Source organism: Nonomuraea sp. NPDC052129 (assembly GCF_040680095.1).
Classification (GTDB): Bacteria; Actinomycetota; Actinomycetes; order Streptosporangiales; family Streptosporangiaceae; genus Nonomuraea.
The window spans coordinates 1-15,384 of record NZ_JBFAVX010000025.1 but is presented as its reverse complement, the minus strand read 5'-3'; the positions used below and the strand labels follow the sequence as shown (position 1 = coordinate 15,384).

Here is a 15,384-nt window from a genome sequence, read left to right as displayed (position 1 = left end):
ATCGGCTGACCATGGATTTCTTCTCCCCGGTGATCGCCGGGTTCGGGGTCGTCTTCCAACCGGAGAACCTGTTCTACTGCCTGCTCGGCGTCACGCTGGGCATGCTCGTGGGCGTCCTGCCCGGCCTCGGGCCCGCCGCCACGATCGCGATCCTGCTCCCGGTCACGTACAACATCGAGCCGACGGCCGCGATCATCATGCTCGCGGGCATCTTTTACGGCGCCCAGTACGGCGGCACGATCACCTCGGTGCTGCTGCGGCTGCCGGGCGAGGCGTCCAGTGTGGTGACCGCGATCGACGGCCACGAGATGGCCAGACAAGGGCGGGCCGGCTCCGCGCTCGGCATCGCGGCGATCGGCTCCTTCATCGGCGGCACGGTCGCGGTCATCGCGCTCACCTTCGTCGCCCCGCTGGTGGCCGGGTTCGCGCTGGACTTCGGCCCCGCCGAGTACACGGCTCTGGCCCTGCTGGGCATCCTGCTGGTCTCGACGCTCGGCACCGGTTCCACGACCAAGAGCATCCTGATGGCCACTGTCGGCCTGCTCCTGGCGACCATCGGCCAGGACCCGCTGGCCGGCACCTCGCGCCTGACGTTCGGCAGCGACCAACTGCTCGACGGCATCGACTTCGTGATCGTCGCGATGGGCCTGTTCGGCGTCGGCGAGATCCTCTACAGCCTGGAGTCACTGCGCGGTAAAAGTGCCCCGGCGCCCAGCGTCGGCTCCGTCTATCCCTCGCGCAAGGACCTCGGCGAGTCCAAGGGGGCCATCACCCGCGGCTCGCTGGTGGGCTTCATCCTCGGCATCCTGCCCGGCGGCGGGGCGACCATGTCGTCGATGGTGGCCTACGCGGTGGAGAAGAAGACCGCCAAGCACCCCGAACGGTTCGGCAAGGGCGCCATCCAGGGCGTCGCCGGACCCGAGACCGCCAACAACGCCGCCGCCACGTCCTCCTTCATCCCGCTGCTCACCCTGGGCATCCCGGCGAACGCGACCATGGCCATCATGTTCGGCGCGCTGCTGCTCCAGGGCATCACGCCGGGGCCGCTGCTGGTGCAGGAGAAGCCGGACCTGTTCTGGGGCGTGGTCAACTCGATGTACGTCGGCAACATCCTGCTGCTGGCCATGAGCCTGCCGCTGATCGGGATCTTCGTCAAGATCCTGCGCATCCGGGCGGCCATCCTGGCGCCGCTGACGATCCTGATCACCATGATCGGCGTCTACACCGTCCGCATGAACGTCTTCGACATGTTCCTGATGGTCGGCCTCGGGATCGTCGGCTACCTGATGAAGAAGGTCGGCTTCGAGCCGGGACCGCTGGTGCTGGCCTTCGTTCTCGGCAGCCTGCTGGAGTCGTCCTTCCGGCGCTCGATGCGGCTGTTCGACGGTCAGCTGACCGGCTTCTTCGGCCAGCCGATCGCCGCGACGCTGCTGGTGGCGATCCTGCTCATCATCGTCGTCCCGCCGCTGAGCCGGGCTCTCCGTAAGCAACGCAGAAAGGCCACAGCATGACGGTCATCGTGGGATATGTGCCCAACCCGCTGGGCCGGGTCGCGCTCGAGCACGCGATCGCGGAAGCCGCGCTCCGAGGGGCGCCGCTGAAGATCCTCAACGTCTCGCGGCCCGGCGCCTACGTCGACGCCTCGACCGCGGACGCGGCGGAGATCAAGCGCCTGGTCCCGGAGGCGGTGTCCTACGACTTCGAGCAGGTGGCCGAGGACGACGTCGCCGAGGCCGTGCTCGCGGCGGCGCAGGCAGCCTCGGCGAGCCTGATCGTCATCGGGCTGCGCAGGCGCTCACCGGTCGGCAAACTGATCATGGGCAGCAGCGCCCAGCGGATCCTGCTCGAAGCCGGCTGCCCGGTGCTCGCGGTCAAGGAGCCGGCTGCTCAGTGACGGTCCCCGCCGGGTTGGCCCGGCATCCATCCCGGGCCGGTGATGCGGCCGGGATGGATGCCGGTGACCGGGAAGCCGTCACGGTGGGCGCGGTCGAGCAGGCGCGCCTCGATGGCGGCCTTCTGCCGGCCGTTGTACGCGATCGGCCTCAGTACTCGTAGGCCCCGGCTTCGATGGTGCCGTTCCCGCCCACCGGGGCTCCGTCCAGGTCGATGGGGTTGAACTTCTTGACGCCGAGACCGATCGCCGGACTCCCGCTCAGCAGCCGCAGGGGCCTGTTCGGGTCGGTGTCGAACTTCGGGTCCTTACGCACGTTGGCGGTGCCGGCCGTCATCTGGTACTGGCCGCCGTAGAAGACGTTGTGGTCGTTGGCGGTGAAGGTGGAGTCGGCGTAGGCGCTCTTCTTCCCGGCCACGACGATGTTCTGCGAGAGCTTGAAGTGCGCGTTCGTGCAGCTCGCGTAGCAGACGACGCCCTCGGCGTCGGGGTTGGGCAGGTTCATCGAGTTGTTACGGAACACGGTGCCGAACACCGGGCCGTTCGTCTCGATCTCGCCGTTGTCCTTGACCGGGCCGCGGGTGACGATGCCGGAGCGGGTCTTGTCTCCGTAGATGCCGTTGTACTCGAAGACGTTGCCGGAGGTCCCGTCGGGGTCGTTCGTCGATCCGTCGTCGTTGCGGCTGGTGCCCAGCTCGGTGAAGGTGTCGTTGTCGAGCGCGAGGTTGTGGTGGACGTAGTTGCGGGAGCCCATGAAGATCTCCACCGCCGCGCCGTCGAACTCGTAGTCGTAGCTGAAGGCCACCGATCCGGTGATGGTGTTCCAGCCGATGTTGGAGTCGTCGCCCTGCACCAGCATCGCGAACGCGCCGGAGTCGTCGTTGTCGTTCTCCTCCTGCGGCGTGAGCTTGCTCATGAAGTTGTTGTTGACGAACTCATTGCTGGTCACCGAGGTGTACTGGGCGCTCGTCTCGATGTAGACGCCCGCCGCCGCGCCGGTGATGTAGTTCTGCTCGATGACGTTGTTGCTGCCGCCTACCTTGATCCCCGCCCACGAGCAGCGGCCCTGGTCCGAGTCCACGCCGATCTGCAGGTTGTAGACCTCGATGTGGTTGCCTCCGAGGTACAGGCAGGCCTCGTTGTCGTCCTTGAGCACCGGACGGGCGCCCGTGCCGTAGGCGTCGACGACGATCGGGTTGTCCGCCTCGCCCGACTTGGTGATGGCCAGCTGCCCGGACCACGTGCTGCCGCGGCTGAGCATGAGTTTTTCGCCCGGCTCCAGGTCCGCCGTGGAAGCCTTGGCCAGCGTCTTCCACGCCGTTTCCGGGGAGTCGCCGGCGGCCGAGTCGTTGCCGTGGACGCTGTCGAGGTAGTAGGTGTCGATGTCATCCGCGGAGGCGGGGGCCGCGACGGCCCCCGCGAACGCTAACGCGAGGGCCGCCACACCCGCCGCGTACGGCGTCATTCGGGTAGATAAGTTCCAGGCGCGCAACTGAGTTCTCAGCCTCCTGATCGCGGTGACGAAGAAGCCGGATGAAGATCATCTGGCTTGCGGGGTCACTGTAACCGCGATGCCTGGATAATTTCGACACCCAAAATGACCATTTTGTATCCGGAACGTGTAAGGAAGCCGAATACCCTCCCCAAAGGGGCGTTAGACGATCACCCTGCACACCAGGGCGTCGGACGTGCCCCGCCTGGCGCTCATGACGACCTCCGTGGTGAGGAACTTGCACGCCAGGTAAGGGTCGCCGGATCCGGCGTACTGCGGCGGGCCGCCGGTGCCGCTCGCGTAGCACCTGAGGCCGCCCGCCTCGTAGAAGCCGATCCACGAGGCCGAGCTGACCTTCGCGTGGCAGTAGTCGCCGATTGATGTCGGCCCGAAGGTGACGTCCATTTCGGCCGCCTGGGCGGGCAGGGCGAGGGTGATCAGGGTGGCGGCGGCGACCGAGGTCAGGGTGAGGACACGACGAAGCACGGCGACTCCAGATTCGGGGGGTGAACACTCAATCCGGAGTATCTGTTAGGAAAGTTTCTTGTGCAATAGGTGGTCCATAACGGAAAACTCCCGTCATTCGGTGGAAAGCCGGTACCGTACCAGCCATCTCTGACGGATCACCGCATTTCGCAGGCCGACAAAACAGCCCGCGAACGGCTCGCCACCCCACCCCCGTGCGCGCCGTCGGAGCCTCTGGAGGACCGCGAACGGGTTTGTCGGTCGGGGTCGCTAACGTTCGGCGCAGTTGCACAGCAGGGGCTGGAAAACCCCTGCTCATTCGACGTTCGTGCACGGTGAAAGGCGGGGACCGTTGGGTTGGCTGGCAGCGGGCGACGGGTATGAGGTCGCCCTCATAGAGGGCCGGGTGGCGGCGCGAGCCACCTCCGGCCGGGCGGCGGGACGGCAGCTGAAGTCGCTGCCGAAGGCATTGCGCGATCACCCCGAGGTGGACCGGCTGCGCCGCTTCGCCGAGTGGCTCGACCGGCACGCCACCGCGTGCGTGGCGCAGGTGGACCTCTGGATGGTCTCCTCCCTGCCGGTGCCGACCGGGCTGCTGGCCCGTGTGTGGCCGGACGAGGCGTGGCAGTCGGCCCTGCGGGACCTGGCCGTGGTCGGTGACGACCCCGACGAGGTCGGCTTCCTGCGGGACGCCACCGACACCGGAGAGCTGCGGGTGGTCAACCTCGACGGCGAGACCGTACGCCTGTCGCCGCGGACGGTGACCCTGCCGCATCCCGTGCTGCTGCCCGATCTGGACGACCTGCGGGAGTTCGCCGCGGAGCTGGGCGTGGTCCAGAAGGTCGAGCAGATCCACCGGGCCACCTGGCGCAAGCCCGCCGACCTCAAGGCGACGGAGACGGCCGTGTCGGAGTTCTCCGGCGGCACCTACGACTCCAGGTTCGGCCTGGCCGCGCGGGCCACCGCGCTCGGCTACCGGGTCTCCGGCGGCTACGCCACCTGCCGGGTCCGCGACGAGGGCAGCCTCTCGGAGGCGACCGTGTGGATCGGCGAGCCCTACTGGGACGGCGAGATGACGACGGGCGACCTGAGCTGGCAGGACCTCGACGGCAGGACACTGCCGCTGCGCGAGGTCGGGCCGGTGGCCTGGTCGGAGGGGATGCGGATGGCCGCGGCGCTCTACGCCGGGCGGCGGGTCGAAGAGGGGAAGGACGCGTGACCATGTCTCAGACCGCGGAACCGCAGGAAAGGTCTCAGGCCGCAGGGCCGCAGAAGGCGTCTCAGGCCGCTGAGCTGCTGAAGGCCGGGGGCGTGCTGCCGCTCGGCACCGAGGGCGGCGGCGAGCGGGCGGTGCCGATGACCGCCCGTACCTACCGTCATCCCGGGCTGGACGACCGGGTGGTCGTGCGGCTGGTCGCCGGGGAGCTCGGCTCGGCCGAGGACCTGGCCGCGAGCTTCCTGGGCCTGGCGCCCGACGGGGAGCCCGCCGAGGTCGGCCTGGGGCTGCGGCGCTCGCTCGGCTTCCCCGAATGGGTGCTGGTGCACCACCCCGAAGACGGGCACCACGCGCTCGCCGTCGTGCCGGAGCTGGAGCGCGCGGCCCGGCAGGCGAAGTCCAAGCCGAAGGCCGCGCTCGACGCCTACCAGCAGCTGGCCGCTCAGCTGGCCGCGTCCGTGCCCCACTTCCTGCCCACGTTCTACGAGCAGAGCGGCCGGGTGTTCCTGGGCGTCGAGAACGCTGTCTACGCCGCGCAGATGTTCGCCAGCGCGCGCCGGGCCGAGGCGCAGCACGGGCTCGCCGTGGACGAGGACCGGCTCGACGAGGTGTTCCTGGAGTTCGCGCTGGCGGGGGCGCTGCCGGTCAAGGTACTGTCCGGCTACGCCAAGGAGCTGGCCACCCGGGTGCCCGCCGACGAGGCGCTGCGCCGCTTCACACGGCTGTGCGTGCGGCGCACCGCGGGCGGGCTGCCGCCGTCGGCGCAGATGACGACGGACCTGCGCCGCCTGGCCAAGGCCGCCGGGGTGGACGTGGATGAGGGGGAGCAGGCCTACCTGGCCGAGCTGCTCGCCCTGCCGGCCGCCCATCGGGCCGCGACGGGCTGGTGGAAGGCCCACCGTACGGGCATCGCGGCCTTGGCCTCGCGCGAGCCCGAGGTGCGGGTGACGTTGCTGAACATCATGCCGCAGGCCCGGGACGACGAGCTGGCGGGCCTGTGGCTGGAGATCCTCGAGGCGTCCGGCGCCACCGCCGGGCTGGTCTCCGGCGAGGTGCCGGAGCGGCCCGGCGACGGCACCGTCGGCTGGCTCGAACGCTTCCTGAAGGCGCGCAACTACGGCTGGCGGGTGCCGTCCCGCCTGCCCGCCCTCTACACGCTGGTGGAGCGGGCGGCCGACCAGCTGCGCGCCGAACTGACCGGGCAGAAGCGGACGCTGACGGTCACTTACGACGTCGACCTGCTCGACCTGCTGCTGGCCCTCGACATTCCGGTACGCGATCCCGATGACGGCGACTCGCTGCGGCTGGAGCCCTGGGCGAAGGGGGAGGGACAGCGCGACCTGGTCGCCCTGGCCGCCGACGCCCGGTTCCGGCCCTCCTTCGAGCGCGCGGCCGACGGCTTCAGCGACGACGAGGACGGCCGGCGGGCCGTCCGCCTGCTGGCCACCTCCCCCGGCGGCCGGCCGATGCTGGCCGAATGGACCCGCAAGGTGGCCCTGCGATCCACCGCCGCCGGACTGCCGGACCTGCCCGACGCCCTGCGGCGGCTGGCCTGGCTGCCGGGCGAGGCGCTGGTCCTGGCCGAGGACGAGGTACGCCGGGCGGCGGCGGCGCAGATCGCGCCGGTGCTCGGCCGCACCCTGCGGGCCGGGCTGTTCGACGAGCTGGGCTGGCCGGCCTGGGAGGAGGCGGCCGCGTCGCTCGTGCCGAAGAAGGACGTCGACGACATCGTCGTCGCCGACGCCTGGCCGTACCTGCTCACGGCGGGCGCCGCGCAGGCCCGGGTGCTCGGTCCTGAAGGCACCGTGCTCACCCATGACCTGCGCATCCCGGCTGGAGACACCTGGAGCGACATCGGCCTGCACTATGTGGACGGCGAGTTGCTCGTCTACTGGCAGTCCCGCGACCTCGACTATCGGCTGCGCGGCTACTGGCACACCGCCCCTGACCGTCTCCACCCGATGGAGGGTGCCACCAACACCCGCGGGACGCGCATGGACTGGTACCGCGGCGACGACGCGGTCACCCTGCCCCTGCCCGGCGGCGGACGGACCACCGGCCAGGGGGTGCTGCACCGTGGCGACACGGCACTCCCCGAGGAGGCATCGGTGATCACCGACGGCACCTCCTACTGGGTGTGGACCTGGGACGGCTCCGATTACGGCACCAGAGACTGGTACGAGTACGACCCGGTCAGCGGACAGGTGGGCAGGAAGGGCATGCCCGCCTTCCTCGCCGACGCGCTCCGCGACGCCCCGGCCGGCAGCGAGTTCCACGCGGGATGGGTGCTTCCCGCGCCCTCGGACGAGGCCACCCCCGTGGGCACTCCCGTGGGCGGGCTGTTCGGCTGGCGCGTGGTGCGGCTGCCCGACGGGTCGATGCGCGGTGAGGACGTCTCCGGCCGTACGTTCACCCTGGCGCCCGACGCCGGGACGCCGGCGCGCGCACTGATGTTCCCCGGGGACGACCGGCCGCGGACCATCGTCAAGGGGGGCTACCGGCTCAACCTGGTCGATCCGGACGGCGTGGTCACGGCCGTGGCCCGCACGGACGACGCCCCCGGCCACTTCGCCATGGGCAGCCTTATTTTGCCGCCGGTGCGCTACTGGTGCTACCTGCGCCCGAGGGATCCGGAGGGCTCCGCGGCCCTGCGCGCCCTCGACCCGGACACCGCGGCGGCCCTACTGGCGGTCGCCGGGGAGGAAGACCTGGAGGCGCGGGTCCGTACCCTGCTTCCGCAGGTCAGCCATGACGCGCTCGTGGCCGGCATCGCGGGGGTCGTCCGCTTCGCCGGGACCCAGCAGACCTCGCTGCACACCGTCGCGGCCAGGCTCTCCGAGGCGCTCGCCGGCGGACACCAGGAGCAGGCGCCCGCCGGTCCTACGGACTCTCTGCTCGACCAGGCGCTCCGGGGGCTCGGCGACTTCGTCGAATACTCCTGGCGCCTTCGGGCCGACGGCGCCTTCCAGCAGATCCAGACAATCGGGCGGCGGCTGGCGTCGGCGTCGGCTCCGTCTGAGTCGGGCGCTTCTGAGCCGGGAGTCTTGGCGTCTGGAGTGTCGGCGTCCGGAGGCTTGGCGTCGGGGCGTTTGGAGCCGGGCCCCGCAGGGGCGGCCTCGTCCTCGTCGAGGTTGGGCCGCACTCACCTGGACCTGCCGGAACTGCCGGGCTCGGGCCTGCGATGGGACCCCCTCCTCGACGAGGCCGCCGCCCTGGCCTTCCGCGTCGCGACGGTGACGGCCGAGGAGGAACACCGCGCCACGCTGCACGAGTTGCTCCGCGTACTGAGCGAGCTCGGACTGCCCACCACGGCCGATCCGTCCCGCTGGCGACGGATGGACCTGCACCTCGACAAGCGCCTCCTGATCAAGCCCGACGGTAACTGGCGCGACGGCAACTGGCTCGGGACCCTGCCGCTGGAGGATGGCGCGTTCCTCGCCTTCGTGAGCTCGGGATCCCCGGACGACTCCGGCTGCGTATGGACGGTGCTGTTCCACGACCCGGCCGGGCGGTTCGACGTCCCCCACCCCTATACGGCCCGGTCCTCGGTCCCGGTCGGGGTGGCGCGGGAGGCGGGCTGGCTGGAGGCGCTCTTCACCGAGCTGGCCGCGCGGGGACCGGCGCCCTGGCGGCCCGAGGCGGCCGAGGAGTTCGCCCGGCTCACCGGCGTCTCCGAGACGATGGCCCGGCTCATCGTGGCGGGTCTGCCGTCCGTGGACACGCACGAGCGCAACTTCCTCACCAAGGAAATCCGTACCACGATCGGCGTGAAACTGGCCGATGCCACCGTGGCCAGGGACGAGCTGCGCAAGACGGACGCCGGCATCCGGCGGGCGGTCGTCGCGGCGCTCCTGCCCGGCGACCCGGCCCGGCTCTGGAGCGACGGCCCGGACGTGGCCGCCGCGGCGGCGCTGTGGAACGACAAGGTCGGGCCGCAGGCGGCGATTCCCGAATGGCTGCTCGGAGAGGCGGCTCGCGCGGTGCGAACCGGCTGGGACACGAGCCGGGCACTGCGGGCCCTGCTCGACCCGGCCGCCTCGCCGGAGCTGAGCCACGACCTGGCCTGGACCGTACGCGGTGACCGGGTCGCACCCGTCGACGACAACGCCACCGGGTTCACCACGAGCTCGCTGGTCGCGGCCGTCACCACCGCGCGGTGGCTGGCGTACCGGCTGCCCGCCGGAGATCCGATCCGGGCCGCGCTGCCGGCGGCGCTGGCCGCGGTCCGCGACCGGCTGGCCAACCCGGACCTGATGCTCGACCTGGGCCGATACGTCGACCTGCCCGCGTTCAGGAAGGCAGCGGGAGCCCCGACCGAGACCGGCCAGGGCTACGAGAGATACGGCGCCGTCGTCATGGCCACCCATGACGACAGACCCGCTCCCGGCATCCGCGTGGCGTTGCTGGACGCGGCAGGTGAGGATCCGTACCTGCGCGCGCTGCTCGGCACCGAGGAGCCGTTCCCCGTCGAGATCGCCTTCCGTACCGCCCGCGACCCGCGGTTCGCGGCGCTGCTCGCCGATCCCGGCGACCCGGCGCAGGGGGAGCGGGACGCGGACGGGACGTGGTGGCCGCAGGATCCCACCCGGTCCGTGCCCGATCTGGTCATCGAGGTGGCGAAGGAGTACGGGCTCGGCGAGGACGCCGCGGCCCACTACCTGATGCTGCTGGCCCTGCCCGACCCCACCGACCGCAACATCGCCCGGTGGACGGGCTGGAAGCCCGCCCGCCTCAAGGCGGCCCGCGCCGAGCTGGCCGCGACCGACCTCGTCGTCGAGGCGAGCCGGAGCCGGGCGGCGCGCACGCTGTTCCTGCCCGGCGGATGGGCGGAGCAGTCGGCGCCGCTCCTTCCGCTGGAGCAGTGGAAGCTGGCCATGTTCGACCTGACCACCTTTGATGGCATCCCGATCGAGCCCGTCGTCGACCTCTACGCCAAGGCGTGGCAGCGGGTGCGCGACGGCGACGTTCCGCGCTTCGAGGAGCTCAAAGTCAAGCGCGGACGGCGACGCTGAGCCCGCACCCTCCCCGACTCTCTTAAGGACTTCACCTCATGACTTTGACCGAAGACCGGGCTCCGGCCCGGCAGGTGCTCCCGGCCGAAGAGCGATACGCCGACGAGCTCGCCTTCCTCGCCTCCTACGATGACGGCCCCCGTCCGCCCGGCTGGGCGCTGACCCCGCGCGCGGTGGTGACCTTCATCTGCGGCAGCGGCGAGGAGACCCTGCAAGGGCCCACGTCCCGCATGAAGGTGGCCACCAAGTTCGTCGGCGAACGCGCCCTCGTCGAACGCTGCGTGGTGACCCTCGCCGGCGAACGCGGCCTGCTGCTGGTCGGCGAGCCCGGCACCGCCAAGTCGATGCTGTCGGAGCTATTGGCCGCCGCCGTGTGCGGCACCAGCGCGCTCACCGTGCAAGGCACCGCGGGCACCACCGAGGACGCCTTCCGCTACGGCTGGAACTACGCCCTCCTCCTCGCCCAAGGCCCCAGCCCCGCCGCGCTGGTCGACTCCCCGGTGCTCATGGCCATGCGCTCCGGCCGCGTCGCCCGGGTGGAGGAGATCACCCGCTGCCTTCCTGAGGTACAGGACGCCCTGGTGTCGATCCTTTCCGACCGGCGGGTCAGCGTACCCGAACTCGCCGGCACCGAAGACGCCCAGGTGGCGGCCTCGCCCGGGTTCACCGTGATCGCCACGGCCAACCTGCGCGACCGCGGCGTCTCGGAGATGTCGGCCGCCCTGAAGCGCCGGTTCAACTTCGAGACCGTCGACCCCATCTCCGACGCCGAGGCGGAGACCACCCTGGTACGCCGCCAGGCCACCGCCGTGGTCCAGCGCGCGGGCGCCGCCTTCGGCGTGGACGACGCGGTGCTCGACGCGCTGGTCACCGTCTTCCGCGACCTGCGCTCCGGGCGCTCGGCCGAGGGCTGGGACGTGGAGCGCCCCGGCACCGTCATGTCCACCGCCGAGGCCGTGCAGGTCGCGGCCTCGCTGGGGGTCGCGGCGGCGTACCTGCCCAGGGGGGACGTCCTCGACCTGGTGCCGGGGCACCTGCTGGGCGTCGTACGCAAGGACGATCCCGCTGATCACGGGCGGCTCCTCGGTTATTGGGACGGGCCGGTGCGACGGCGGGCCGAGGACGGCTCCGCGATGTGGCGCCGCCTCTGGGACCTGCGGGAGAACCTCCGTTGACCATCCAGGACATCGATCCGCCCGCCAAGTCCGCGGGCGCCGTCCAGACAGGCCGGTCCGCGGGGTCTGTTCGGTCTGGCCAGATCGCGCGATCCGTACAGACCGCGCAGTCCGTTCAGGGAGCCGACGACTGGGGCGATGATCCCAGGCGAGTGGTCGACGCACTGGCTGCCTCCGCCCGGCCGTACCTGCTGGGAGTGCGGCACCACAGCCCCGCGCTGGCGGTGGTCCTGCCCGCGCTGCTGGACGCCGCCGACGCCGAAGTGGTCTGCGTCGAACTGCCCGCGGATTTCCAGCCGTGGCTGACGCACCTGGCCGACCCCGGAACCGTTGCACCGGTCGCCCTCGCGGGGGCACGTGGCGACGGGGGGTTGGGTTTCTACCCGTTCGCCGACTTCTCGCCGGAGCTGGCGGCCATTCGGTGGGCTTGGAAGCGCGGCGCCGAGGTGCTCTGCTGCGACCTCCCGCTGTCCGACCCCGGCTGGCAAGCCACCAACCAGGCCCCGCTGCTACCGGACCCGGCCGAGGGCTCCGGCACGTCGCACGGGACGCCGATGGGTACGGCTGAGGAGCCCAGCACGTCATCGGATATGGCGGATGAGTCCGGCATTGCGAATGCGGCGGAGGATCCCGGTACACAGCCGGGGGCGTCGGCGGGTGGCGTGGGCTCACGAGGGATGTCCTTCGCCGAGGCGCTGGCCGCCGCGGGGACCGGCCGCGATGGGGACGACATGTGGGACCGGGCCGTGGAGGTCCTCGCCCCCGGTTGCGAACCCGAAGCGGTCCGCCGCGCCGCCCTCGGCGTCGGCTGGGCATTGCGCCGGGACGCGGCGGCGGCAGGCGGCGTCCCTGCCATGGATCTGGCCCGCGAGGCGCACATGCGCCGCGTCATCGCGGGCGCCGCGACCGGCGGTCGGCGAGTCGTCGCCGTGGTCGGCGCTTTCCACGCACCCGCGCTGACCTGGCCCGACACGGATGGTGCCACCGGCTCGTCCGCAGGTGACGGAAGTGCCGGCTCGTCTTCGGGCAGCGGAATCGCTGCTTCGTCTGCGGGCGACGGTTCGTCGTCGGTCACTTCGCTGGTGCCGTACGCCTTCGATCTGCTCGACTCGCGGTCCGGCTATCCGGCGGGCATCCGTGACCCGCGCTGGCAGCAGGCGGTGTTCGCGGCGGGTGGCGATCCCGAGCGGGTCAGGGACGGCGCCGCCCGCGCCATCACTGACCTGTGCCGGGAGCTGCGCGCCGCCGGGCACACCGCGGGCACGGGGGAGGCCGTCGAGACGCTGCGGCTCGCCTGCGACCTGGCCCGGCTGCGCGGCCTGCCCGCCCCAGGCCGGGGCGAGTTGCTGGAGGCGGTGACGACCGTGCTCAGCCAGGGCGAGCCCCTGGGCAGGGGACGGGCTCTGGCCAAGGCGCTCGACACCGTGTTCGTCGGCACCGAACGCGGCCGGACCGCGCCTGGCACACCACGTTCGGGGCTCGGCCCGGCCGTCGAGGCGGATCTCGCCACCCTCAGGCTCCCGTGCCCGGACGATCCCGAACGCCGTGAGCTACGTCTCGACCCGCTCCGCTCCGACCTGGACGCGCGCCGGGAGGTTCTCCTGCGGCGCCTGCTGGTCTGCGGCGTCGGCTACGGCGAGCCGATCGAGGTGGTGGGTACGGGCGATTCCACCGCGCTCACCACCAGATGGCGGATGGCCTGGACCCCGGCGGTACCAGCCCTGCTCGACCTGGCGGGCGTACGCGGCGTGACCCTCGCCCAGGCGGCGGCCGGCACGCTGCGGGAGACGTTCCGCCGCGAATCCGCGGAAGGGGGACCCACCTGCGCCCTGATCCTCGACGGGCTCCGTGCCGCGGCCGGCTGTGACCTGCCCGACCTGGTCGCGGACCGCCTGGCCGACGCCGCCGTCGCGCTGCCCGCCACCGCCACGCTCACCGAACTGCTCGATGCCCTCGACCTGCTGGAGGCGCTGCGCCGGCAGCACCTCCCCGGCACCACGCCGGAAGACCGCGAGCACGCCACCGAACTGGTCGGCACCTTGCTGGAGGCCGCGGTCCGCGCTCTGCCCGGCCTGGCGGGCAGCGACCAGGCGGAGGACGCGGTCGCCCTGGTCGCCCTCGCCTCACGGGTCGGCGAAGAGCGCCTCGGGCTGCGGATGGACGACGCCTTGGCGGTGCTGGCGCGTACCGCGTCCCCGCTCATGCAGGGCGCGGCCCTGGCCGCCCGGGTGCTGCTCGACCTTGACAGCGCCGACGCGCTCGGCGACCGGGCCGCCGGCTGGGTCGACACCGCCACCGGCCCGGACGGGCGCCTGCGCCTGAGCCGCCTGCTGACCGGCGTACTCACGGCGGCGGGGCCGCTGCTCCAGTCGGCGCCGGCGGCGCTCGACCCGCTCATGGACCGCGTGGACGGCTTGTCGGACAAGCAGTTCCTCGACCGGCTGCCGGCGTTGCGCGGCGGGTTCGACACACTCAGCCCAGCCGGCCGTACCCGGTTGCTGGGGGCGGTGTCGGAGCGGCTCGGCGACCGGCTCGACCTGGCACTGGACGCGCCGCCCGCACTCCTCGCCCTCTGGACCGCCGCCGACTCCGCCGGCCTGGCCGCCCTGAACGCACTCCGGCTCCCCATGCCCGCCGTGACGGGGGTGGCATCCGACAAGCCGGACGGGCAGACCGTACTGGCTAGGCGGGACGCGGAGGCGGAGGCGGCTCACCGTGAGGAGGCGGACGCGGTCCTTCCCGTGCCGCGGTCGTCGCTGGGCGGCGAGGTGGACCCGGCTCTCTCCGAGCCCTCGCTCCCGGTCGACGAGGACGGGCGCGCTGAGCGGAGGCTGCTGCCGGCCGACCGGTGGCGGTTGCTGCTCGGCCGGGAGTCCGAGCGGCTCCCGGCCAACGCTCGCGCGTACGCGCGAGCCCTGGACGAGCTGTACGGCGCGGGGCGCGGGGAAGGCGCCAACGACTTCGGGCCGGGCGGAGACTCCGGCGGCAGGGAGCACCCGTTCCCCACCGCCCGTGAGTGGGGCGAGGAGCTGGAAGCCCTCTTCGGTACCGAGGTACGGGAAGAGGTACTGGCCAAGGCAGCCGATGCCGGGCGCATCGACGTGCTCAGCGAGCTCGACCCCGCCTCGGTACGGCCGTCCGTCGAACTGCTGACCTCCGTACTCTCGCTGGCGGGCGGCCTGCCGGAGCAACAGGTGGCCAAGCTTCGGCCACTCGTACGCCGCCTGGTGGAAGAACTCACCAAGGAGCTCGCGACGCGGATGCGGCCCGCCATGACCGGGCTGGCGACCCCGCGCCCGACCCGCCGTCCGGGTGGGCGGCTCGACCTGCCGCGCACCCTGCGAGCCAATCTGTCGCACACGCGCCGCCTCGAGGACGGCCGGCTCGTGGTCGTCCCGGAACGGCCGGTGTTCAGCACCCGTTCCCGGCAGGAGGCCGACTGGCGGCTGATCCTCGTGGTCGACGTGTCCGGGTCGATGGAGGCGTCGGTGGTGTGGTCCGCGCTGACGGCCGCGGTGCTGGCGGGCGTGCCGACGCTGTCCACGCACTTCCTGTCGTTCTCCACACAGGTGATCGACCTGACGGACCGGGTGGCCGATCCGCTGTCCCTGCTGCTCGAAGTGCGGGTCGGCGGGGGTACGCACATCGCCGCGGGACTCGCCCAGGCCCGGTCGCTGGTCACGGTGCCGAGCCGTACGCTCGTCGTGGTCGTCAGCGATTTCGAGGAGGGCTACCCGATCGGGGGCCTGCTCGGTGAGGTGCGGGCGCTGGCCGGGTCCGGTGTCCACCTGCTGGGGTGCGCGGCCTTGGACGACAGTGGCGTACCCCGCTATTCGATTCCCGTCGCCCAGCAGCTCGTGGCGGCCGGGATGCCCGTCGCCGCTCTCAGCCCGCTCGCCCTCGCCCGATGGGTCGGCGACCGACTCAGGGGAGAGAACCGGTCAACGACCCCCTCCTGCTGAAGGAGGGGGCTTGAGGTGCCGTCAGGTGCTTTGAAGCCCCGTGTTGACCAGCCCTAGTCATCACTGTTGGAGGTGTAATCCAGATGGCTACCTTTCACGCAGGACCGCAGACCCACCAGCGAATGCTTCCTCAGTTCGCTGCTCTGGAATCCGTGGGAGCAGACACGCCCG

The 15,384-nt window shown here is 71.8% G+C and carries 8 protein-coding genes; 6 read left to right on the top strand and 2 right to left on the bottom strand.

All coding sequences use genetic code 11. The features are described from left to right. The first annotated feature begins 11 nt into the window (after positions 1-11). Positions 12-1,511, top strand: coding sequence for a tripartite tricarboxylate transporter permease (locus AB0L53_RS39650; RefSeq protein WP_364005665.1), 1,500 nt, complete (start codon positions 12-14; stop codon positions 1,509-1,511). Next, entirely contained in the window at positions 1,508-1,894 is a 387-nt protein-coding gene (locus AB0L53_RS39645) for a universal stress protein (RefSeq protein ID WP_364005662.1), read from the top strand. Before AB0L53_RS39650 ends, AB0L53_RS39645 begins: the two co-directional genes overlap by 4 nt. 148 nt (positions 1,895-2,042) lie before the next feature. Here the strand turns inward: AB0L53_RS39645 and AB0L53_RS39640 are convergent, their stop codons facing one another. Both AB0L53_RS39640 and AB0L53_RS39635 read right to left on the bottom strand, forming a co-directional pair. Further along, entirely contained in the window at positions 2,043-3,356 is a 1,314-nt protein-coding gene (locus AB0L53_RS39640) for a hypothetical protein (protein ID WP_364005659.1), read from the bottom strand. Positions 3,357-3,545: 189 nt separating this feature from the next. Beyond that, entirely contained in the window at positions 3,546-3,869 is a 324-nt protein-coding gene (locus AB0L53_RS39635; RefSeq protein ID WP_358551906.1) for a hypothetical protein, read from the bottom strand. Positions 3,870-4,200: 331 nt separating this feature from the next. Here AB0L53_RS39635 and AB0L53_RS39630 point away from each other — a divergent pair, with 331 nt between their 5' ends. From AB0L53_RS39630 to AB0L53_RS39615, 4 genes are read left to right on the top strand one after another with little or no spacing between them, the layout of a single operon-like run. Continuing rightward, positions 4,201-5,067 carry a DUF4132 domain-containing protein gene (locus AB0L53_RS39630; RefSeq protein ID WP_364005656.1) on the top strand — a complete coding sequence of 289 codons (867 nt, stop codon included), beginning with the start codon at positions 4,201-4,203 and terminating at the stop codon, positions 5,065-5,067. A 2-nt stretch (positions 5,068-5,069) separates the two neighbouring features. Then, positions 5,070-10,076 (top strand): DNA-binding protein, encoded by a 5,007-nt coding sequence (locus AB0L53_RS39625; protein WP_364005653.1) that lies wholly within the window; start codon positions 5,070-5,072, stop codon positions 10,074-10,076. A gap of 38 nt (positions 10,077-10,114) precedes the next feature. Further along, positions 10,115-11,251, top strand: a complete 1,137-nt coding sequence (locus tag AB0L53_RS39620; protein WP_364005650.1) for an AAA family ATPase — start codon at positions 10,115-10,117, stop codon at positions 11,249-11,251. Further along, a complete protein-coding gene (locus tag AB0L53_RS39615) occupies positions 11,248-15,213 on the top strand; it encodes a DUF5682 family protein (protein WP_364005647.1) in 3,966 nt (1,321 codons plus the stop codon). Before AB0L53_RS39620 ends, AB0L53_RS39615 begins: the two co-directional genes overlap by 4 nt. The last annotated feature ends 171 nt before the right edge of the window (positions 15,214-15,384 follow it).

What these genes read in the sequence shown, in the direction of transcription:
- AB0L53_RS39625 (WP_364005653.1), top strand. Translation starts at nt 5,070, where the DNA reads ATGTCTCAGACCGCGGAACCGCAGGAAAGGTCTCAGGCCGCAGGGCCG.
- AB0L53_RS39645 (WP_364005662.1), top strand. Translation starts at nt 1,508, where the DNA reads ATGACGGTCATCGTGGGATATGTGCCCAACCCGCTGGGCCGGGTCGCG.
- AB0L53_RS39620 (WP_364005650.1), top strand. Translation starts at nt 10,115, where the DNA reads ATGACTTTGACCGAAGACCGGGCTCCGGCCCGGCAGGTGCTCCCGGCC.
- AB0L53_RS39640 (WP_364005659.1), bottom strand. Translation starts at nt 3,356, where the DNA reads ATGACGCCGTACGCGGCGGGTGTGGCGGCCCTCGCGTTAGCGTTCGCG.
- AB0L53_RS39650 (WP_364005665.1), top strand. Translation starts at nt 12, where the DNA reads ATGGATTTCTTCTCCCCGGTGATCGCCGGGTTCGGGGTCGTCTTCCAA.